The 20610-nt window shown below is 70.8% G+C and carries 19 protein-coding genes; 5 read left to right on the top strand and 14 right to left on the bottom strand.

The window, feature by feature from the left end:
* Positions 1–97: 97 nt before the first annotated feature.
* Positions 98–655, bottom strand: a complete 558-nt coding sequence (locus Pph01_RS37200; protein ID WP_204077936.1) for a glycoside hydrolase family 25 protein — start codon at positions 653–655, stop codon at positions 98–100.
* A gap of 102 nt (positions 656–757) precedes the next feature.
* Positions 758–3058: a phosphoketolase family protein gene (locus Pph01_RS37195; RefSeq protein ID WP_204077935.1), complete on the bottom strand. Its 2301-nt coding sequence runs from the start codon at positions 3056–3058 to the stop codon at positions 758–760.
* A 169-nt stretch (positions 3059–3227) separates the two neighbouring features.
* On the opposite strand from Pph01_RS37195, the gene Pph01_RS37190 reads away from it, so the two are divergent.
* Entirely contained in the window at positions 3228–3716 is a 489-nt protein-coding gene (locus tag Pph01_RS37190) for a MarR family winged helix-turn-helix transcriptional regulator (RefSeq protein ID WP_204077934.1), read from the top strand.
* A gap of 48 nt (positions 3717–3764) precedes the next feature.
* Here the strand turns inward: Pph01_RS37190 and Pph01_RS37185 are convergent, their stop codons facing one another.
* From Pph01_RS37185 to Pph01_RS37160, 6 genes are all read right to left on the bottom strand, one after another.
* Complete coding sequence (locus Pph01_RS37185) at positions 3765–4745, bottom strand: YbgA family protein (protein ID WP_204077933.1); 981 nt, start codon at positions 4743–4745, stop codon at positions 3765–3767.
* A gap of 88 nt (positions 4746–4833) precedes the next feature.
* Positions 4834–5358: an RNA polymerase sigma factor gene (locus tag Pph01_RS37180; protein ID WP_204077932.1), complete on the bottom strand. Its 525-nt coding sequence runs from the start codon at positions 5356–5358 to the stop codon at positions 4834–4836.
* A 96-nt stretch (positions 5359–5454) separates the two neighbouring features.
* Positions 5455–6405 carry a MerR family transcriptional regulator gene (locus Pph01_RS37175; RefSeq protein WP_204077931.1) on the bottom strand — a complete coding sequence of 317 codons (951 nt, stop codon included), beginning with the start codon at positions 6403–6405 and terminating at the stop codon, positions 5455–5457.
* Positions 6406–6663: 258 nt separating this feature from the next.
* Positions 6664–7641 carry an aldo/keto reductase gene (locus tag Pph01_RS37170; RefSeq protein ID WP_204077930.1) on the bottom strand — a complete coding sequence of 326 codons (978 nt, stop codon included), beginning with the start codon at positions 7639–7641 and terminating at the stop codon, positions 6664–6666.
* A 55-nt stretch (positions 7642–7696) separates the two neighbouring features.
* Positions 7697–8362, bottom strand: coding sequence for a dienelactone hydrolase family protein (locus tag Pph01_RS37165; RefSeq protein ID WP_204077929.1), 666 nt, complete (start codon positions 8360–8362; stop codon positions 7697–7699).
* 184 nt (positions 8363–8546) lie between these two features.
* Positions 8547–10709: an amylo-alpha-1,6-glucosidase gene (locus tag Pph01_RS37160; RefSeq protein ID WP_204077928.1), complete on the bottom strand. Its 2163-nt coding sequence runs from the start codon at positions 10707–10709 to the stop codon at positions 8547–8549.
* 136 nt (positions 10710–10845) lie between these two features.
* On the opposite strand from Pph01_RS37160, the gene Pph01_RS37155 reads away from it, so the two are divergent.
* Entirely contained in the window at positions 10846–11454 is a 609-nt protein-coding gene (locus tag Pph01_RS37155; RefSeq protein WP_204077927.1) for a UTRA domain-containing protein, read from the top strand.
* 34 nt (positions 11455–11488) lie between these two features.
* Here Pph01_RS37155 and Pph01_RS37150 read toward each other — a convergent pair whose 3' ends face one another.
* The 5 genes from Pph01_RS37150 to tatA form a co-directional block, all read right to left on the bottom strand.
* Positions 11489–12619, bottom strand: coding sequence for a hypothetical protein (locus Pph01_RS37150; protein ID WP_204077926.1), 1131 nt, complete (start codon positions 12617–12619; stop codon positions 11489–11491).
* A gap of 169 nt (positions 12620–12788) precedes the next feature.
* Positions 12789–13985, bottom strand: a complete 1197-nt coding sequence (locus Pph01_RS37145; RefSeq protein ID WP_204077925.1) for a hypothetical protein — start codon at positions 13983–13985, stop codon at positions 12789–12791.
* Between the two features lie 145 nt (positions 13986–14130).
* The gene (locus Pph01_RS37140) at positions 14131–14580 is read right to left on the bottom strand and encodes a nuclear transport factor 2 family protein (protein WP_204077924.1); all 450 of its coding nucleotides are present in this window, start codon (positions 14578–14580) and stop codon (positions 14131–14133) included.
* Between the two features lie 221 nt (positions 14581–14801).
* The gene (locus tag Pph01_RS37135; protein WP_204077923.1) at positions 14802–15434 is read right to left on the bottom strand and encodes an HNH endonuclease family protein; all 633 of its coding nucleotides are present in this window, start codon (positions 15432–15434) and stop codon (positions 14802–14804) included.
* A gap of 308 nt (positions 15435–15742) precedes the next feature.
* Positions 15743–16114, bottom strand: coding sequence for a Sec-independent protein translocase subunit TatA (gene tatA / locus Pph01_RS37130; RefSeq protein ID WP_204077922.1), 372 nt, complete (start codon positions 16112–16114; stop codon positions 15743–15745).
* Positions 16115–16271: 157 nt separating this feature from the next.
* On the opposite strand from tatA, the gene Pph01_RS37125 reads away from it, so the two are divergent.
* Positions 16272–16742: a helix-turn-helix domain-containing protein gene (locus tag Pph01_RS37125; protein WP_308441940.1), complete on the top strand. Its 471-nt coding sequence runs from the start codon at positions 16272–16274 to the stop codon at positions 16740–16742.
* Positions 16743–16781: 39 nt separating this feature from the next.
* Positions 16782–17210, top strand: coding sequence for a VOC family protein (locus tag Pph01_RS37120; protein ID WP_204077921.1), 429 nt, complete (start codon positions 16782–16784; stop codon positions 17208–17210).
* Between the two features lie 110 nt (positions 17211–17320).
* Here the strand turns inward: Pph01_RS37120 and Pph01_RS37115 are convergent, their stop codons facing one another.
* Positions 17321–19237 carry a sigma-70 family RNA polymerase sigma factor gene (locus tag Pph01_RS37115; RefSeq protein WP_204077920.1) on the bottom strand — a complete coding sequence of 639 codons (1917 nt, stop codon included), beginning with the start codon at positions 19235–19237 and terminating at the stop codon, positions 17321–17323.
* A gap of 235 nt (positions 19238–19472) precedes the next feature.
* Here Pph01_RS37115 and Pph01_RS37110 point away from each other — a divergent pair, with 235 nt between their 5' ends.
* The gene (locus tag Pph01_RS37110) at positions 19473–20465 is read left to right on the top strand and encodes a thaumatin family protein (protein WP_239117310.1); all 993 of its coding nucleotides are present in this window, start codon (positions 19473–19475) and stop codon (positions 20463–20465) included.
* Positions 20466–20610 lie beyond the last annotated feature (145 nt).

Below are 20610 nucleotides of genomic sequence, written 5' to 3'. Positions count from 1 at the left end.
GGGACGGAGGCCCCGCGGGACCGGTCGTGCCTCGACGGCCCGGGCGGTTGCCTCCCGCATCCGATGCTACCGGTGCCCCCACCCCGATTTCGCTTGGTTACTCCCGCGTGGCGAGGGTCGCGAGTTCCTCGAGTGACCCGGCGAAGGCGTCGCGGTTGACCGGGCTGTTGGCGAACTGGTGCAGGGTCCACGACGTCCACGGCCGCGGGACCGCGGGCCGCCCCATCGGCCGGTCCGGGGCGACGATCCACAACGGCCACTCCCCCAGGCCCTCGCAGTTACCCTCGGCGGCGAAGTGACGCAGCGTGCGGATGATCGGCCGGACGCCCGCCAGGCGGCGCACCTCGTCGCACAGTCGCCGGGCGAAGACGGCCACCTCGGGGGGCGCGAGCCCGTCGGATACGCGCAGGTCGACCGCGAGCGGACCGGCGTCCACCTGGGCGAGGAAATGGGCGGCCTGGGCGAGGGGATCCCCCTGTGGCCGGGCCACGTGGTAGGCGCCCGCCAGCACCCCCGCCGCTTCCATGGCCGCCCGGTGGCCCGCGTAGGCCGTGTCGACGCCGTGGTCGCCCTCGGTCGCCCGTGCGAAGCCGAACTGGGCGCCGTCCCACGTCACGGACGGCCGCCACTCGGACACGTCGATGCCCTCGATCACCATATGACCCTAATGACGCGATGATCGGGCCGCGAGTCCTTCCCGGAAAGACGCCCCTCCCCGTTCCCGGAATCACCTCCCTCCCGGCGTACGGAACACGGGTCAGTAGGGCCACACCCAGTCGCGGATCTCGACGGGGTCCTCTCCGTGCTCCCTCGTGTAGAGCTTGCACTGGAGGCGCATGTCGGCCATGTGCTGGCGCAGGTGCGCCTGCCGTCCGCCGAGTCCGGGCAGCCGGTCGATGACGTCCATCACCAGGTGGTAGCGGTCGATGTCGTTCATCATGGCCATGTCGAACGGCGTCGTGGTGGTGCCCTCCTCCCGGTAACCCCGGACGTGGAGGTTGTCGTGGCCGTTGCGCCGGTACGTGAGCCGGTGGATCAGCCACGGATAGCCGTGGAAGTTGAAGATGACGGGCCGATCAGCGGTGAAGACCGTGTCGAACTCGGCGTCGCTCATCCCGTGCGGATGCTCGGACGGCGGCTGCAGGCGCATGAGGTCGACCACGTTGACGACCCGGACCCTGAGCTCGGGCAGGTGGGCGCGGAGCAGGGCCGCGGCCGCGAGCGTCTCCAGGGTCGGCACGTCGCCGGCGCAGGCCAGCACGACGTCGGGCTCCACCCCGTCGTCGTTGCTGGCCCAGTCGAGGACGCCCACGCCGCGGGTGCAGTGGCTGACGGCCTCGTCCATGCTCATGAGGTCGAGCACGGGGTGCTTCCCGGCCACGACCACGTTGACGTAGTCCCGCGAACGCAGGCAGTGGTCCGCGACCGACAGCAGCGTGTTGGCGTCCGGCGGCAGGTAGACCCGGACGATGGACGACTTCTTGTTCATCACCACGTCGAGGAACCCGGGGTCCTGGTGGCTGAAGCCGTTGTGGTCCTGCCGCCACACGTGGGAGGACAGCAGGTAGTTGAGCGACGCGATCGGCCGCCTCCAGCCGATCTTCTGGCTCGACTCCAGCCATTTGGCGTGCTGGTTGAACATCGCGTCGACGATGTGGATGAACGCCTCGTAGCAGTTGAACAACCCGTGCCGGCCGGTCAGCAGGTATCCCTCCAGCCACCCCTGGCACAGGTGCTCGCTCAGGACCTCCATCACGCGCCCGTCCGGGGCCAGGTGCTCGTCGGTGGGGAGGATCTCGGCGCTCCAGGCCTTCGACGTGGCCTCGAACACCGCGGACAGGCGGTTCGACGCCGTCTCGTCCGGGCCCATCAGCCGGAAGTTGCACGGGTTCCCGGCGACGACGTCGCGCAGGAAGCCGCCCAGCACCCGGGTCGGCTCGGTGGGCGAGGACGCGTGCGACTTGACCTCGACCTCGTAGTCGCGGAAGTCGGGCAGCACGAGCGGCCGCAGCAGCTCTCCCCCGTTGGCGTGCGGGTTGGCGCTCATCCTGCGCGGGCCTTCGGGAACCGTGCCGAGGATCTCCGGGACCGGCCCGCCGGCGGCGTCGAAGAGCTCCTGCGGCCGGTAGGAGCGCATCCACTCCTCCAGCATCGCGAGCCGATCCGGCCGCTCCCGCACCCCCTCCAGCGGCACCTGATGGGCCCGCCAGGTGCCCTCCACGGGCCGCCCGTCGACCTCGCGCGGCCCGGTCCAGCCCTTCGGCGAACGCAGGACGATCATGGGCAGCCGTCCGCCGTCGGCCAGTTGGTCGAAGACCGCGTCCATGGTCTCGGTCATCGCCTCGTGCATGGTCCCGGGATCGTCCCCCGACACGACATGGGGGCGGTAGCCGTACCCCTCCAGGAGCTTGATCAGGTCGGTCTCGGGGATCCTGGCGAGAACGGCCGGGTTGGCGATCTTGTATCCGTTGAGGTGCAGGATCGGCAGCACGACGCCGTCCCTCTCCCGGTCGAGGAATTTGTTGGAGTGCCAGCTGGCGGCCAGGGGGCCGGTCTCCGCCTCCCCGTCGCCGATGACGCACGCGACGACGAGATCGGGGTTGTCGAAGGCGGCGCCGTACGCGTGGGCGAGCGAGTAGCCCAGCTCGCCGCCCTCGTGGATCGACCCGGGCGTCTCGGGCGCCACGTGGCTGGGGACGCCGCCGGGGAAGGAGAACTGCCGGAACAACCGCCGCATGCCCTCCGCGTCACGCGACACGTCGGGGTACCGCTCGCTGTAGGAGCCCTCCAGCCAGGCGTGCGCGACCGCGGCCGGGCCGCCGTGACCCGGCCCGCAGATGTAGATCATGTTCTGGTCCCGCTCCCGGATGACGCGGTTGAGGTGCGCGAAGCAGAAGTTCAGCCCCGGCGTGGTCCCCCAGTGGCCGAGGAGCCGGGGCTTGACGTGCTCGGGCCGGAGCGGCTCGGCGAGCAGCGGGTTGTCCATGAGGTAGATCTGGCCCACGGACAGATAGTTGGCGGCCCGCCAGTAGGCGTCGACGTTCGCGAGTGCGTCCATGCTTCGAAACTTCCTCGCGTGACGGATTCAAACCGTGCGACTCCGGTCCGGCCGCGCGCGCGACCCGTCCCGGCCCGTGCCCGCCGCGGTTGTACGCGGGGTGGAAAGGCGGTGAACCGGATCATCCGAAGTCGGTTGAAATCTCAACCGCGTCGGTACGCTTGGCCCTATGCCGGAGACGCGTTGGCTCGACGACGAGGAGCAGGGGACCTGGCGCGCCTACATCTGGACCAACCATCTGCTGTGGGAGGCCCTCGAACGGCAACTGCAGAAGGACTCGGGCATCCCCCACGCGTACTACATCATGCTGGTCTGCCTGTCGGAGTCGCCCGACCGCACGATGACCATGACGCAGCTCGCCTCGGTGACCCAGTTCTCCGCCAGCCGCCTCTCACACGCCATGGCACGGCTGGAGGAGAAGGGCTGGGTGCGGCGGATCAAGCATGAGGAGGATCGGCGCACCACCATGGCGAAACTGACCGATGAGGGCTTCTCCGCACTCGAGAGTGCCGCCCCGGGTCACGTCGGCGAGGTGCGCCGCCGGGTGTTCGACCCGCTCTCGCGCGAGCAGATACGGCAGTTCCACGACATCCTGTCCACGATCCTCTCCGGCCTCGAGTCGGCCGAGGAATCCGAAGAAGACGCGGGACCGGCCTGACCCCCGGCGCCCTGCCGTGAATGCCCGCCTGAGCCCCGATGGCCCACGTCACGCGGCGATGTGGTTGCGCAGCCCCAGATCATCCGGATAGGGCTGGAAATAGGTCTGGTCGGACACGTAGGCGACCCCTTCGCCCCTCGCATGGTGGCGGAGCAGGGTCACGGGCACGTTCAGGGCGACCAGCCTGGCCCGGTAGGCGCCGATCACCTCGAGCACGTCCGCCCGGCGGATCCGCCCCAGATGGCCGCCGACCATCCCGAGGCAGTGCTCCAGGACGTTGGCGTTGCGGCCGACGGACGCCCTGGCCGCCAAGGCCGTACGGAACGCGTGGCCGTACTCGGCGGCGAGGACGTCGCGCGGACGCGAGCCCACCTCCGCGACCAGCCGGCCGAGCCCGCGGTAGATCTCGGGCGCGTGCGCGAGGAGCTGCATCTTGTGCGCGGCGTGGAAGGCCACCAGGTCGCGCGCCCGCCAGCCGCCGGACAGCAGCTCGCGGAGCCGCGCGACCGCGAAGATCCGCTCCACGAACGCCTCCCGGAGCACCGTGTCACGCAGCCGGCCCTCGTCCTCGGCCGCGAGCAACGGGTGGGCGCCGACCACGATCCCCGCGAACAGGCCGCGGTTTCGGCGGTCGGCGTCCACCCTCGCGCCCCCCGCGTCCGGAGTGCCGGCTCCGGCCGCGTGGATCGGGATGCCGTGGAGGCCGCAACTGGGGCTCTTGGCCTTGAAGACGTAGCCGTCCACGTCGAGGCCGGCCGCGCGGGATTCGGCGAGGGCCGTCATGCGGTCGGTGAGGTCGACGCGGGACGAGCGGGTCATCAGACGTAGCCCGCCGGCCGAGCGCTCGAGTCGGATCGTCTCCCTCGGGGTGCCGAGGCCGATCTCCATCTCCGGGCAGATCGGCACCCAGTCCACATGTTCGGAGAGCGCGCCGGTGAGGAACCGGTCGCGGCTGTGCCCTCCGTTGAACCGCACCGGCTCGCCCAGCAGGCAGCTGGAGACCGCGACGCGCGGTCTGACGTCACCCATGATCACACCCCCCTGTTCCGCCTCACCCTCCTGATCAGGCCGTCGCGGCGGCCGGCCGGCGCGCACCCGGAAACAGCCCTGGTACGGCTCACGCCGCCACCCGCGGGAGCAGCGCGGCCAGCCGATGGAGCCCGCGTGCCGTACGCGCCTTGACCGTGCCGAGCGGCACCCGCAGCCGGTCGGCGATCTCCCGCTGGGTGAGATCGCCGTAGTAGGCCAGCTCGATGGCCTGGCGCTGAACCGCCGGGAGCTCGTCCAGCGCCCTGCGGATCCGGTCGCGGTCGGCCAGTTCCTCCCCCTCCACGCGCCCGTCCGGGCCAGCCGGGTCCGCCACGGCGTCGAGTGGCAGCGTCTGGGGCCTGCGGGCCCGCAAGTGGTCCACCGCCCGTTTTCGCGCAATCCCGTAGAGCCACGCGGGCAGGCTCCTGGACGGGTCGAACCGGTGCCGCGACCGCCACACCTCGGTGAACACGACCTGGAGCACGTCGTCGACGTCCTCGTGCGGGACCATCCGCCGCAAGAACGAGCGGACCGCGGGAGCGTGCGCGCGGTAGCACTCCCCCACCGCCCCGGCGTCTCCGGCGGCGAGGCGGAACTCCAGCCTGTCGTCCATGAGATGTCCCTTGCCCGAGAAACTTCTTCAAAACCTATTCGTAGCCGCTCGTGTGTAAGGGACGCAACCTCGTCAGTGACGAGGTTTCACAAAGGCTCATCTGAGCGCGGACATGACCGCTGAAATCGCGGCGGGCAGAGAGGTGACCAGCGTCGCCTTCGGCGGGAGCCCCTCCCGCCAGCCCGGGCCGCCCACGAGGATCCTGCTGGCGGGACGGAGCCTCGGCAGCCTTCCCAAAGGGGCGGGATCTCCGGTCTCCGCCTGCTGCGACCAGACGAACACCGCCGCCGGGCCCAGCCTGCGCATGGCCTCGGCGAGCGCGGAGTAGGGCGTCCGCGCTCCGAGCACCCGCGCCTCCACCCGGCGCTCGGCGAGCGCGGCGGCCAGGACGTAGGCCGGCAGGCTGTGCTGTTCCTCCTCGGCGCAGGCCAGGAGCACCGGCAGTCGGGGATGGACGGGAAGCGCCAGCCGCCCCGCCGTCAGGTTGAGCGCGCACATCAGGCGGTCGGAGAACAGGTGCTCGACCTCGATCCCGAGGCCCGTGTCCTCCTGCCTCCGGGTGATCAGGTCGAAGGTGGGCAGCACGAGCCGTTCCCAGGTCTGGACGACGCCGTGGCGGTCCAGAGCCGCCTCCACCGCGTCGCCGACCGTCCTCGCGTCCAGGGCGATCGCCGCGCGGGCGAGCATCGCCGGGGAGAGGATCCCCCCGTCCGGCGGGGCCGGCGCCGGCGGCTCGGCCGGGTCGTCGCCGCCGGCCTCAACAGGCGCGCCGGGGCGCCGTACCCTGAGCGCCTGTCTCGCGGCGTCCGCCGGCGCGACACCCGCGTGGATGAGCCGGTTCATCTCTTCGAGGCACCGAAGATCCGACGCGTCGTAACGCCTGTGGCCGCCGGGGCTCCTGCGGCTGGGGCCGATGCCGTACCGCAGGTTCCAGGTGCGGAGCGTGGGCGCGGGCACGCCCAGCCTCCGGGCCACGGCTCCGATCCCGTATCCCGGCGCGTCTGCGGCGCCCGGCGTCCCGCCGGCCCCCTGCGTGCCCTCATCCATCGCGGCGCCCTCGCCCATCGGCGTGCACTCGCCCCACCGTCCTCCGCTGTGCGCCCGCCATGCCTCACAGCCTGCCGGGGACCTCTACCCCGATCCTTCGCGGCTCGGGTCCCTGCCGGATGCAACCCTCGTGGCCCGTCTCCGCCCCGGGGGATGCCCGCCCCCGGCCGCACGGCTCGGCGTGCGCGGGCCCGGAAACACGGACGGGCGCCGGTCCGCGCGTTCGAATCGCACGGCCCGGCGCCCGTCAGACGGCTCCTACCAGCGGTGGTGCACCTGGGGCCGGATCAGGCTGTCGTAGACGTCCCTGACGGCCGCGTGCACGTCCGCGGAGAGGGGCGGCAGGCTCGCGGCCGCCGCGTTCGCCCGGGCCTGGGCGGGGTTGCGGGCGCCGGGGATCACGACGCTCACACCGGGCTGGTCGAGGATCCACCGCAGCGCGAACTGGGCGAGGGTGGCGCCGTCCGGCACCAGCTCCTTGAGCCTCTCGACGGCCTGGAGGCCGACGCCGTACTCGACGCCGGAGAAGGTCTCGCCGACATCGAAGGCCTCGCCCTGCCGGTTGTAGTTCCGGTGGTCGTCCTCGGCGAAGACGGTGCCGGGGCCGTACTTGCCGGACAGCAGGCCGCTGGCCAGGGGCACGCGGGCGATGATGCCGACGCCCGCCTTCTCGGCCGCGGGCAGGACCTCGTCGAGCGGCTTGAGCCGGAAGGCGTTGAGGATGATCTGCACGCTGGCCACGCCGGGCCGCTCGATCGCGGTGAGCGCCTCGCCGACGGTCTCGACGCTGACGCCGTACGCCCCGATCCGGCCCTCCGCCACCAGGGTGTCGAGCGCGTCGAAGACCCGGTCGTCGGAGTAGACGGGAGTGGGCGGGCAGTGGAGCTGGACCAGGTCGATCCGGTCCACGCCCAGGTTGGCCCGCGAACGGTCGTTCCAGGCCCGGAAGTTCTCCATGGTGTAGGCCTCGGGCGTCTGGGGCACCCGGCGGCCCATCTTCGTGGCCACGGTGAGACCGGGCCGCTCCTTGATCAGGCGGCTGACGATGGTCTCGCTGCGCCCGTCGCCGTACACGTCGGCCGTGTCGATGAAGTTCACTCCGGCGTCGACCGCGGCGTTCAGCGTCGCCAGGGCGTCGGCCTCGCTGACGTCGCCCCAGTCGGCTCCGAGCTGCCACGCCCCCAAGCCGACGACGCCCACCTGCCGGCCGAACCTGCTCATTAACCGCTGTTCCATGGCGTCCGATCGTAGTCGTCCCGGCCCGGAACGCGACCGGCGGCCCTCGGCGCCGTCAGCCCGCCGGCGCGCCCGCCAGGTGGCGCAGGAACCAGTCGCGGGCCATCTCGGCCACGGTCTCCAGTGCTCCCGGCTCCTCGAACAGATGGGAGGCGCCCGGGACGATCTCCAGACGGGTCTCGCCGACGACCTTGTCCATCGCCTCGCGGTTGAGCTCGATGACGATCGGGTCCCGCTCCCCCACGATCAGCAGGACCGGCTGGTGGACCAGGCGCAGGGCGTCACCGGCGAGATCGGGCCGCCCGCCCCGGGACACGACCGCCTTGACGGTCTCCGGGCGCGCCCCCGCCGCGACGAGCGCCGCCGCCGCCCCGGTGCTCGCCCCGAAGAGGCCGATGTCGAGACCTCGGGTCAGCTCGTCCGCCGGGAGCCGGTCGATCAGCGCGGACACGCGCTCGGACAGCAGGGCGATGTCGAACCTCATCCGGCCGGTGGCGGCGTCGACGCGGTCCTCCTCGGGGGTGAGCAGGTCGGCGAGGACGGTGGCGAGTCCCGCCCGTTGCAGCTCCCGCGCCACATGGCGGTTGCGCGGGCTGCGTCTGCTGCTGCCGCTGCCGTGGACGAACAGCACCACGGCATGAGCGGATCCGGGGACGACGACATCCGCCTCCAGGACGACTCCCGCGGCCGGGATCGTGACGCTCACTTCGACGTCGGTCATCCACCCTCCTCGTCTCAGCCGGTGACCGAACGGCTCCGCATCGCCGCCGCGATCAGGCGCACTGCCGCGCCTTCCCGCCAAATTCGCAAAACAGGACGATTAGCTCTTACCCCCTCATTTGTCCGCGGAACGGCCTGCGGCGGATCCACGGCCCGTCCCACCCCTGTTGGTGCGGCGACGACCGTCAGTATCGGGGGGCCGGCGAGACGAACGCCGAGAAAGGCGGGCGAGGCCCCATGATCAGCTCCGTGCCCTCCGGCAGCCCGGTCACGATCGGCGTGGTGTTGCCCTCCGCCGCCTCCACGGTGATCCGGCCGCCCGCGAACCAGATGCCGGAGATCCGCAGCCATCCGAAGCCCTCGGGCAGGACGGGCGAGAGCCAGAGCCTGCCGTGCGAGGCGCGCGGGTCCAGCCGCAGCAGGGTGCGCGTGAGCTGGATCGGCGCGGCCGAGGCCCACGCCTGCGGCGAGCACGAGGTCGGGTACGGCACAGGCACGGGGAACTCGGCCCGGTCGAACCCGCAGAACAGCTCCGGCAGCCGCCCGTCGAACAGTCGTGCCGCGTGGATCATGCCGGTGACCACCCGCTGGGCCTCCTCGACGAAGCCGTACCGCATGAGCCCGGCCGCGATGAGGGCGTTGTCGTGGGGCCACACCGAGCCGTTGTGGTAGCTCATCGGGTTGTAGGCGCCCATGTCGGAGGCGAGCGTCCTGATGCCGAACCCGGTGAACATCCGGTCCGACAGCAGGTGCGCGGCCACGGAGACGGCCTTGTCCATGTCGACGATGCCGGACCACAGGCAGTGGCCCATGTTGGAGGCGAGCCCGTCGATGGGCCGGCCGTCGCGGTCGAGCCCGATGGCGAAGTAGCCCTTGTCTGCCAGCCAGAACGTCCGGTTGAACGCCTCACGCAACTCGAGGGCCCTGGCCATGCACCGGTCGGCGGTCTCGTCGTCTCCGGCCTCCCTGGCGAAGTGGTGGCGCGCGACGTAGGCGGCGTAGACGTACCCCTGCACCTCGGCCAGCGCGATGGGCGGGCGGGCGAACGCCCCGTCGGCGAAGTTGATCCCGTCGAAGGAGTCCTTCCAGCCCTGGTTGACCAGACCCTGGTCGGTCTTGCGCTGGTACCACAGGAAGCCGTCGCGCATGCCGTACCCCTCGATCCAGCGCAGCGCGGCGTCGGCGTGCGGGAGCAGTGCCTCCACGGCGTCGTGGTGCAGGCCCCAGCGGCGCAGCTCCCCCAGCACGATGATGAACAGCGGGGTGGCGTCGACGGAGCCGTAATAGGCCTGCGCGCCCGGTTCCGAAGGCGCGCCGCGCACGCCGTACCGCAGCTCATGCAGGATCTTCCCCGGCTCCTCCTCGGTGAGCGGGTCGGTCTTCACGCCCTGGAGCTTGGCCAGGCGGTGCAGTGTGCCGAGCGCGAGATTGGGATCGAGCGGCAGGGCGAGCCACGACGTGAGCAGCGAGTCGCGCCCGAACAGGGTCATGAACCAGGGCGCGCCCGCGGCGATGCTCGGCGGCTCCTCCGGGCGTTCCACCTCGAACAGCCTGAGTGAGCCCAGGTCGGTCCGCGATCGGTCGAGGATGTCGGCGAGGGACGCGTTGGAGGCGCGCACGACGGGGATGTTCATCTCGTACTCCGACAGGAGCCGGGCCTGCTCCGTCTGCTCCGGCATGCACGTGGCCGAGAACCAGGGTTCCGACTCCACGCCGTCGATGATCGGGCTCACCTGCACGGTCAGGCGGGTCTCGTCCCTGGCCGGCACGACGACGCGGAAGATCAGCATTCCGGGCGCGGGGATGACGGGCGTCGCGCTGTCGCCGTTCCCGGCCTCCACGCGGACGCCCCTCCCCTTGCTGACCGACATGATGCGCAGGCCCCGGTCCCCGAGCGTCGTCTCGACGTCGGCCGGGAACCTCACGCGGTTGGTCTTGACCTCGAACAGGTCGCAGACGTCGGAGTGCAGGTTGAGGGACACGACGCAGCCTGCGGGCTCGTCGGACAGGTTGCGCACGACGATGTCCTCGCACAGGCCCCCGCCGATGTACCGGTCCCTGATCACCAGGAGGGTGCTCTCCATCTGCCCGGGGCGCGGCGTGGCCCGGCCGATGAACGTCGCGTGGTGCGGCTCGACGGGCAGGACCCGCAGTTCCTCCACCGGGGCGTCGTCGATGCGCAGCTCCCAGCGGGACAGCAGCCGGGTGTCGGAGTAGTAGACCCCCTGCACCCCGCCGGGAACGATGTCGCCGTTCCGCGTGGACACCGAGAACGAGCCGCCGGCGACCAGCGTCATGTCTCCGGAGCCGATCGCCGTCGGCTGCCCATGGAACGACCATCCATCCATGACTCCGCCCCCCGATAAGCCGATTTAGGGCTCTTTATCACTTTTACCCGCAGGTACTGGGGTTCAGTGGGCCGGGCCTGGCTGTACGGCATTGCCGGCCATACATGTGCGGAGATATGCGGGGAAAATATGCTTTATGGGGGAATCTCGCCAGCGACTCCGGCGGGTATCGGACCGATACCAGTGGGAGAAGGATCGTGCCCTCCTGCCCGAGGAAGAGCGGCGCGGCAGCGGCGCGACCGAACGCGACACCGGCCTGACCAGGGAAGATCTGGACTTCCAGATCCAGTTCAGCACCACTCGCGCGACCGCCGGGCTGGCGAAGCGCTTCGGCGTCAGGGAGGGCACCAAGCTCCTGCGGCGGACCTACCGGACATGGCGCCGGGGAGACGCCGCGCCCCTCAGCCTGGTCCGCTCCTGGCTGCCCTATGACCTCGTGGCCGCCAATCCGGCGCTGCTGTCCGCGGAGAACGAGCCCTGGCCGGGGGGCACGCACCACCAGCTGTCCACGATCGGGGTGGAGATCGACCGGGTCGTCGACGAGGTCACGGTACGTCGGCCCAGCAGGGCGGAGAGGACCCTGTTCGATCTGACGCCGGGAACCGCGCTGCTGGTGGTCCGCAAGACCTCCATCGACACCACGGGGCGCGTGGCGGAGGTCGCGGAGACCGTCCTTCCCGGAGACCGCGCCGAGGTGGTCTCCACGATCCGGCTGCACCGCTGGCCGGACACGCGAAGGGGGTGAGCCGGAACCCGGCCCACCCCCTCGACGGCGAAGATCACGCCTCGCCGTGGCCCTGCTGATGATGCGGGTGACGCAGGCTGTGACGCCCGTGGTCGACATGCGACCTTGCGACAGCCCGCTGCAGGCCACGCATGGCCGGCAGGGCGTACAGGTTCTTGGGCAGAGGCATCCCCGACGGATTGATCATGACATCCCTCGGGTTGGAGCCGGTCGAGGCCCCCGGGAACCTGACCCCCTCCGGTACGGCGTCGTCCTCGACGGTCTCGTCGTCGGCCATGGTGGGGTCGAAGTCCTCAGCGGCCTCGAGGTCCCGGACGTCCTTCGGGGCCAGGAACTTGTGCGCGGGCTCCGCCGTGGGCTCGGCCTTCTTCTTCTTCACGAGCGGCGCCTCGGCCGCGATCTTGGGCACCTCGACGGCCGGTGCGAGCGCCGGCCTGGGCTCCGGAGCGTGCTTGTCGGCGGGAGCGTGCTTGACCGCGGAAGCCTGCTTGGCCACAGGGGCCTGCTTGTCGGCGGGCGCCTGCTTGACCGCAGAATCCTGCTTATCGGCGGGCGCCTGCTTGACCGCAGAATCCTGCTTGTCGGCGGGCGCCTGCTTGACCGTGGGAGCGTTCTTCACCCCGGGAGCGTGCTTGACGGCGGGAGCCACCGCGGGCTTGGCGGCCGAGGCGACGGCGGGCTCGATCACCGGAGCGTGCGCGGGCCTGGCGGCCGGCGCCGCGGGAGCGTCCGCCGCGCCCTTCGCTCGCGGCACGTCCTCGCCTCTCGGCGCCAACGCCCTCGTGCCGTTCCTCCCGTGGTGGCCCTGACCGGCCTTGCGGGTCTTCTTGGTGTCCAAGAATTGCGAGTCCCCTCCGGCGTGGGGATCGCTGGACCAGGACTCCGACTTCTGGAAGGACGCCTTCTCGCTCCCGGAGCCCGAGCTCCCCGAGTCGGACGAGGCGCTCGACTCCTGGACGGGGTGGTCGTCGTCCGTCCGCGTCGCCGGAGTCGCGGCCTTGTGCACCGCGTGGCGCGTCGCGTCTCTGTCTGCGATCTTGTCGGGCGTCTGCTGCTTGGTGGTCTTGTTCGCGAGGCTCTTGTGCGCCGCGGGCACCGGGTCAGCGGGCGAGGCCGCGGGTCCGGCCAGGAGCGCGGTGGTGAGGATGGCGGTACAGATCGGCATTTGTCTCCCCCGAGGTCATGGACGGTTCGAGGACGACGCTAGATGCCACCCCTCGGTGTCATCGCGCTCCGGAGATCAATGTCCCGTCAAACATGGGGATCGATACCTCCAGTACGACGAATCACCCGCTATACGGTCAAACAGCCCATCAATAGATAAAGCCCCATGATCATGCGAGGGTGGAGGACGACACGGACGGCTTGCGGGCGCCGAGGAAGAAGATGCCGGGCAGGCCCGCGGTCTCGAACCCCGCGCTGGGATTGCGGCGCAGGGTCGAGCCCTCGATGCTCATCGTGCCGGTGCGGTCGTTGCTGACGAAGAACACGGCCCCGCCGCCCTCCTTCGCCTGGTTGTCCGTCACGATCGAGCCCGCGATCCGCACGGTGAAGCGGTTGCCGTCGGTATAGACGGCTCCGCCGCTCCCCCCGCCGGGAGTCCCCCCGCGCGCGGGGTTGGCGCCGTTGCCGATCGCCCGGTTGTAGGTCATGACACTGTTCAGCACGACCCACGAGACCCCGATGCTGCTCAGCGCCCCGCCGTTGGAGCACATCCCGCCCTGGCCCGGGGCCCCGCCGAACGTGCTGCTCACGATGTAGACCGGCAGATCACGCGACTGGTCCAGCACCCGGATGGCGGCTCCGCCGAGATCGGGTCCCGTGGCGTCACACCGGTTGCGGACGAACCGAGAGTTCACCACCTTGACCCGGCCGCCGCGCACGAACATGGCGCCGCCGCCTCCCCCGTCGACGGTCTGCCCCGTGGCGTCGCCGTCGGCCAGCGTCAGGTTCTGCACGGTCAGCTGCGGCTGCTCCTGGTCGTCGCAGTGCGACGTCGTCCACTGCTGTGCCTTGTCACAGGTGTTCATGTAGAGGATGCGCCTCTTGCCCCCTCCGCTGAGCGTCACCAGGCCGCCTCCGTCGATGACCACCCGGGCGCTGGAGTTACGGACCTTCGCGGTGGCGCTCATGGTGATCGTCACGGGATCGGGGCCGCAGGAGAAGGTGATCACCCCGCCCGCGGCGACCGCCGCGACGACGGCCTTCGACGTGCAGCTCGCCGGCGTGCCGTTCCCGACGACCCGCGTCGGATGCGACGTGTCGACCGCCCTGGCCTCCGCCGGAACGGCGGCCCGCCCGTTGGGGTTCCCGGCCTTGAACGGCGGCTGACGGGGTTTGACCCGCGTGAGAGCCGACCGCGGATCCCGATGCGCCTTCGAGGTCGGGGCCGGGCTCACGCCCGGGCTCGAGGCTCCGGCCGCGACCGCCTGGGTCGCCTCGGACCGGCCCGGCTTCAGCGCCACCCAGCCCCATACGCCGATCACCAGGACGAGCGTGACGAGGAGAACGGCGCCCTGCCTTAATCGCATCGGCCGATGCTACTGCGACCCCCCCGGCCCTATCGTCACTTTCGTCCGGTGATGTCACACCGGAGGCATCCGTCACGCGGCGCATGGGGTGTGAGTCGTCGGATCCGGCGGGGACGGGGAGGTCGTTCGGGGATCGTGGAGGAGGTCACACGGCGCCCTGCGGGGGCGGTTCGTCCAGAACGAGACGCGCGCCGAGCTGGGCGTACATCTCCAGTTGGTCGTAATACACGCGCTGCGCGACGATCTCGGCGGCCTCGACGGTGAAGACCCAGCAATATCGGACGCTGATCCCCTTCCCGGTCCGGTCGGCCACGTCGCCTCCCGGGAGGATGAAGTATCCCGTGTTCGTTCCCGTGACCGTCGCCTCGAGCATCACCAGGTCACCGAACTGGGCCATCTCCCAGACGATGAGGCGGAGATCGGGAAAGCCCTCCCAGATGTGCGAGTGATAGAAGCCGATCTCCTCGGGGCCGTCCGCCACACCCTGCGGCCCCACAGCGGCGGCCGTGGAGCTGTAGCAGCGCAACACCGCGTCGAGATCATGATCATTGATCGCGGCGACCAGGCGGTGAACGACGTCACTGGCCTCCGACATCGCGAGGCCCCCTTTCTCGCAACAGCAGCTACGCTACCGGCACGTTGGTAAGGACCGGCCCAAACATGGACGGACCGGTTCTTCGGCGATATGACCGGCAATTTCGACGTCATAAATCACAATTTCTCGGGGCACCGGACGGCGGGTCTCGTCCGCCGGAGGCCTTCCGGAGCTCGTACGGCCCCCGTGGTGCGAGAGCCGTACGAACCGTGGCCGGAGGATCAGCAGGAGCCGAGCATGGTGGTCAGCGCGGTCTTCTCACTGCTCTGCACGCTCAGGTGGTAGAAGTACTTCACCTGGATCCAGGCGCGCGCGTAGGTGCACCAGAACGCGGTGCGCGAGGGCTTCCACGTGGTGGGGTCCTGGTCGCCCTTCGCCTGGTTGACGTTGTCGGTGACGGCCCACAGCTCGGGACCGCCCAGGTCGTTGGCGTAGGTCTGGCGCTGCGCGGTGGTCCACGCCCAGGCGCCCGAGCGCCACGCCTCGGCCAGCGGGACCATGTGGTCGATGTCCACGTCTGACGCGGCGTGCCAGGTGGCGCCGTCGTACGGGCTGTACCAGGTGCCGGAGGTGGCCGCGCAGCTGGAGTCGGTCACCACACCGGTGCCGTCGCGCTTGAGCACCTGCTCGCGGGTGTTGCAGGCCCCGGACACGGTGATCCAGTGCGGGAACAGGTCCCGGTTGTAGGTCGACTGGTGGGACTCGGCGGCGACGGTGAGCGTGGCCAGCCGGGTGGCGGCCGTACTGGCGGACGGGATGTTGGGCGGGGTGGCGCTCGCGGGCCCCGCGGTGAGGGTGATGCTCAGGACGATGAGGGACAGGACGGCGGTGATGCCGGCGAAGACTCGTTTCACGAGCCTGGCCTTTCTGCCCGCGGCTCCGGCCAGGAGGGGGGTTCCTGGTCACGGACGAAGCCGCTCGACAGACGGAAGGTCGCGAAATCTGACAGATCCTGAAATATCAGGGTTTGCTTATGTCGCCGGGTCCGATTCGTGGGGGATCGCCGACGACCCGGAGGTGGTCACCGCCGACCTGCGCCGACACCGGGCAGGCGGATCAGGGCCTGCGCACAGGCCGGGAACACGCAGGTGAAGATGTCGTTACCGGGCCGCAGGGAGGGGCCATCGGGAGGGCTGCCGGGAGGGACGCCGAGGGGGTGTCGTCAGCCGGCGTCTCCCGGCCGCGGCCGGGTCGCCCGTTCGGCGGACGACGACGGATCGGAAGCGCCGTACCCGAGTCGTGGATCTTGGTGCGCCGCGTCAGGACCCGCCGCGTCCAGGCTCGCCGTGACCGGGCTCGCCGTGTCCAGGCTCGGCGCGTCCAGGCTCGGCGCGTCCAGGGGCGTGGACGGCGTCTGGCGTGTCTCGGCCGGGTCCTCCGTGTCGTGGTCGTCCCTCATCCGGCTCGTCTCCTGCTTGAACACGCGCAGGGCCTGGCCGAGCGATCGGGCGGTGTCGGGGAGCCTCTTGGCGCCGAACAACATCACGAACACGAGGGCGACGATCAACCAGTGCCAGACGGAGAGCTCTCCCACGACCCCTTTCCCTTCCCGAGACAGCCGGAACTCCAACCATACGACCGGTTACCCTCGGTGGGACGGACGGCCCCGCGTGTGGCACCGGGGTGACGGACAAGGGCCCCCGCACTCAGGACGGCAGGACGCCCCGCCGGGGTCGCATACGCTCGTGAACGTGACACGCTCGAGCAGGCCCAGGAACGGGAAACCGGGCACGGACCTGCTGCCGCACCTTCGCCGGGCGCGCGACCACATGGACCGGCACTACCAGGCGCCCCTCGACCTCGACGAGCTCGCCCGGGTGGCGGGGATGTCGAAGTTCCATCTGGTCCGCTGTTTCGAGGCCGCCTACGGCGAGACGCCGATCCGCTATCTCACCCGCCGCCGCATCGAGCGGGCCCAGGACCTGCTGCGCTCGGCCAACCTCACGGTGACCGAGGTGTGCATGATGGTGGGTTTCGCCAGCCTCGGCTCGTTCTCCTCGCGGTTCAGCCTGCTCGTCGGGGAGAGCCCCACTGCGTACCGCGACCGGTGGGCGGCCAGGGGCGGGGCGCGCATCCCCGGGTGTTTCCTGTTCATGCGCGGCCCCATGGATCTCCGCGGCACGGCGGGCTCCCACGACGACGGGCCGGATCGTGCAATTTGAGAGAAGCCCCCGGTGACCTGCGGCCCTTACGTTGAGCACATGGTCACGAACATCTCACTCATCACGATCTACTGCCTCGACCAGGACGAGACGCGCGACTTCTATGTCGACAACCTCGGCTTCGAGCCCCGCACCGACATCACCATGGGCGAGGGCTTCCGCTGGGTCACCATCGGGCACCCCAACCAGCCCGAGCTCGAGGTCACGCTGATGCTCCCCGGCCCTCCCCTCGACCCGGAGGCCGCCGACTTCATCCGGGGAGAGCTCGGCAAGGGACAGATGCACGCCGTCGGCCTGACCGTTGACGACTGCCGCAAGACCTACGAGGAGCTCAGCGCCAAGGGGGTGACGTTCCTCCAGGAGCCGTCCGACAGGCCGTACGGCGTCGAGGCCGTCATGCGCGACAACACGGGCAACTGGCTGGTCCTCGTCGAGCCGAAGGCGTTCGTTCCCGAAGACTTCGCCTGACCGCACCGGAGAGGGCCGGGCCGGACGATTTCGTGCCGGAGCGGACCCCTCGGCGTGACCCGGAAACCTCGGTCGGAATCCGGGTCACGCCTGCTCTCGGGGCGGCGACGTCAGCGGGCCGCCTGGAACGCGCGGCCGGCCGGCGTGGCCGCGCCCGTGGTCGTGAACAGCCCGGTGCCGGGCTTCTTGTCGGCCGGAAGGCCGAACCACGCGTAGCGCTGCACGTACGGCAGGCCGGCCAGCATCTTGGTCGACGAGGTGACGAAGGCCGCCTGCTGCGAGTCCGTCGGGAAGCGGGTGCCGTTCGAGAAGTCGATGAGCGCGAACTCGGTCAGCCAGATCGGCTTGTGGTAGCGCTTGTACACGGCCTGGATGTAGGACCTGAGCTGGTTGGTGGCGTTCGCGGTGTTGAAGTCCCCGCCGTACCAGTGCAGCGTGATGAAGTCGACGCGGTAACCCTTCGCCTTCGCCCCCGACATGAACTTGTCGAGCCAGCCGCCCGCGCGGTCCCCGCCGTACGCCACGGCGGGGCTGCCGAGCACCTTGCCCGCCGACATGAGCTTCGGCCAGAGCGACAGCGCCTTCTCCGGCGTCATGTTCGCCTGCCCGCCCATGTCGGGCTCGTTGAACCCCAGCAGGTACGGCCCGGCGGCCTTGGCCTTGGCGAGGTTCTGGCTGGTGACGCTGTCGGCTCCCCAGATCATCGGCACGAACGCGGCCGACGAGGGGGTCGTGATCCCGTCGCGGGTCGTGGCCCAGGTGTAGTACCAGCTCGCGCCCGATTTCTTGAGAGACGCGCTGACGCCGGGCATGCCCCACACGCCCACGCCCTTCTTCGCGGACTTCGCCACGACGACCGGAGGGGGCGGAGCCGGCTTGGTCACCTTGGGCTTGGCCTTCTTGCTGGGCGTGGGGGACGGCTTGCGCGAGGCCTTGACGGACGCCGAGGGCGACGGCTTCGGCGGGAGCGCCGTCGAGGCAGCCTGGGGCGCCACGCCCTGGGCCGACGGCACCTGCGGCGGGCGGTTGGCGGCCACCAGGACGCCCACCACGACGACCGCGGCCACCCCGGCGGCGGCCGTGCCCGCGACGGGACCGCGCGACAACACGGACAAGACACCGCGCGGCCGATCCCGGACGGCGTGGGCCGCCCGGTGCACGCCGCTCCGCCCAGGGGGAAGGTGCGAAGCGGCGTGCGCGGCCGCCTCGGAGGCGGCAGGGGGGATGGACTGGAAGTGCTGCAGGACGAAGCCGGCGGGGACCGGCACCAGCGGAATGCCCGCGAGCAGGCGGTCGATGGGCAGCATGCCCTGGCCGCTTCGCCCGCAGTCGGCGCAGCCGCGCACGTGCCGGGCGAAGCGCTTGCGCCAGAGCGGGCTGGGCTTGCCGTCCCAGTTCCACGTCATGGAGAGCAGTTCGGCGCACCGGGCGGCGGAGCCGAGCGCCCGCACGATGGTCCGGGCGAGCTGCATCTGCTCTTTCATGCGCTGCACGCGGACGGCCGCGTGACGGCCGGACAGGCCGAGGGCCCCGGCGAGGTCGGTGCGCCGCAGTTCGCCGGTCTCCTCCAGCCACCACAGGGCGAGCAGTCCCCGGTCGTCGGCGTCCAGCCATCGGGTCGCCTCGGCGACCTCGCGGCGCTGGTCGGTGAGGCCGAGCCTGAGGATGGTGAGGGCCGCGAAGTCCGAGGCCGGATCCGGCATCTCCTCCGCCGTGTCGAGGTCGGCCCGGCGCTTCTGCGTGGCCGACCGGTCCTGTTCGCGGTCGCGCACCTGCCGTACGGCGATGGCCACCAGCCATGACCGGAACGCCTCCGGGTCACGCAGCGTGGGCAGCCCCCGGACGACCCGCAGCAGGGTCTCCTGGACGACGTCGTCGACGTCGTTGTGCCCGTTGAGCGCGCGGCCGACGATGTTGTAGACGAGCGGAAGGGAGTCGGCGACCAGGGCGTCGAGTGCCCGCTGGTCTCCGTCGCGCGCGGCCTCCACCATCGCCGCGTCGGGTCCGCCCCTGCCGGTTCCGGGCATCGCACTCCGCTCTCAGTCGTCGTCCCCGGGCCGCCCGTGGGTGTCGGGCCGGGACAATCCACTACAGCCAGGACATTGTCTCTATACAGGAGACCGGCGGGCGGGCGGCGGATAACGAAAATCGCCGCCTTCGTTCGCCGGTTTCCGTTGTCGGGCTCCTCGCCTCCCGTCTCCTGTTCAGAGGCGTGGGCGCTCCCGGCCTCATCGGCGGGCATGGAGAGAAGGGCGCGTGACCATGACGACGAGGAGGAGACGGGCGCCGGGCCGGGCGTGGCAGCCGTACGCCCTGGTCCTGGCGGTGGTGGCGGCGGCGGTGGTGGTCCTGGTCTGGCCCTCCTCCCCACGCGGGAGCGCCACGACCGCCTCGGCGGCCGGCCGGTCGTCCGCACCGGCGGACGGGGCCGCGAACCCTTCGGCCTCTCCGTCGCGCACCGCCCGTCCCGGCCACAAACCGAGCGGCTCACCCCGGCCGTCGGCCTCGCGCTCCGCCCCGGCGAAGAAGACCCCGCCGTCCGGCACCACCGCGAAGGCCGCGGCGGGCAAGCGCCTGTTCACGTTCGTCAACAAGCTGGACCAGACGGTCTGGCTCGCCTCCAACAAGAGCGACGAGTACCCGCTTTCGGCGACCGGCTGGGTGCTCCGCCCGGGCCAGACCGTCTCGGTACAGGTCCCGAACAAATGGGGTGGACGCTTCTGGGGCCGCACCGGCTGCTCCTTCGACTCGTCCGGGCGGGGGCACTGCAAGACCGGCGACTGCGGGGGCGTCTTCCAGTGCGTCGGCAGCACGGGATCCCCCACCACGCTCGGCGAGTTCTCCCTGGCGGCCTGGGGCGGAATGGACTTCTACGACGTCAGCATGGTCGACGGCTACAACCTGCCGATGTACATCAACATCTCGGGAGGCGGCACCAAGGACCCGGTCAGCCCCTCCGGCTGTTACAAGGGCGTCTGCACCAAGGCCGTAAGTTGCCCGGGCAAGATGCAACTCCAGGTCGGCGGCCAGATGGTGGCCTGCAAGAACCCGTGCACGGCCTTCGGCGGCGACACGTACTGCTGCCGCGGCAAGTGGGCCGGGCGGGAGAACTGCATCCCCTCGAAGTGGCCCACGGACTACACCCAGGTGTTCAAGAAGGCCGCGCCGTACGCGTATTCGTACGCCTTCGACGACTCCGCCACGATGCCGTGCAAGGGCCGCTGCAACTACCGGGTGACGTTCGGGATCACGTGAGCCGGGGCGGTCCCGGGCCCACATCCGGCGTCGAGCAGTCCCACTGACGCGGACCCGGCCGCGCGAAGTCCGCGGCCGGTCGGCGTGACCGCCTGACACCTCAGGCCGTGCGCGGCCGAATCCCGGCCTGTCCGCCCTGGAGCAG

Origin of the sequence: Planotetraspora phitsanulokensis, from assembly GCF_016863295.1 — a bacterium.
Lineage (GTDB): Bacteria > Actinomycetota > Actinomycetes > Streptosporangiales > Streptosporangiaceae > Planotetraspora > Planotetraspora phitsanulokensis.
The sequence above is the reverse complement of the archived record's forward strand: the minus strand, read 5'-3'. Positions and strand labels throughout refer to the sequence as shown.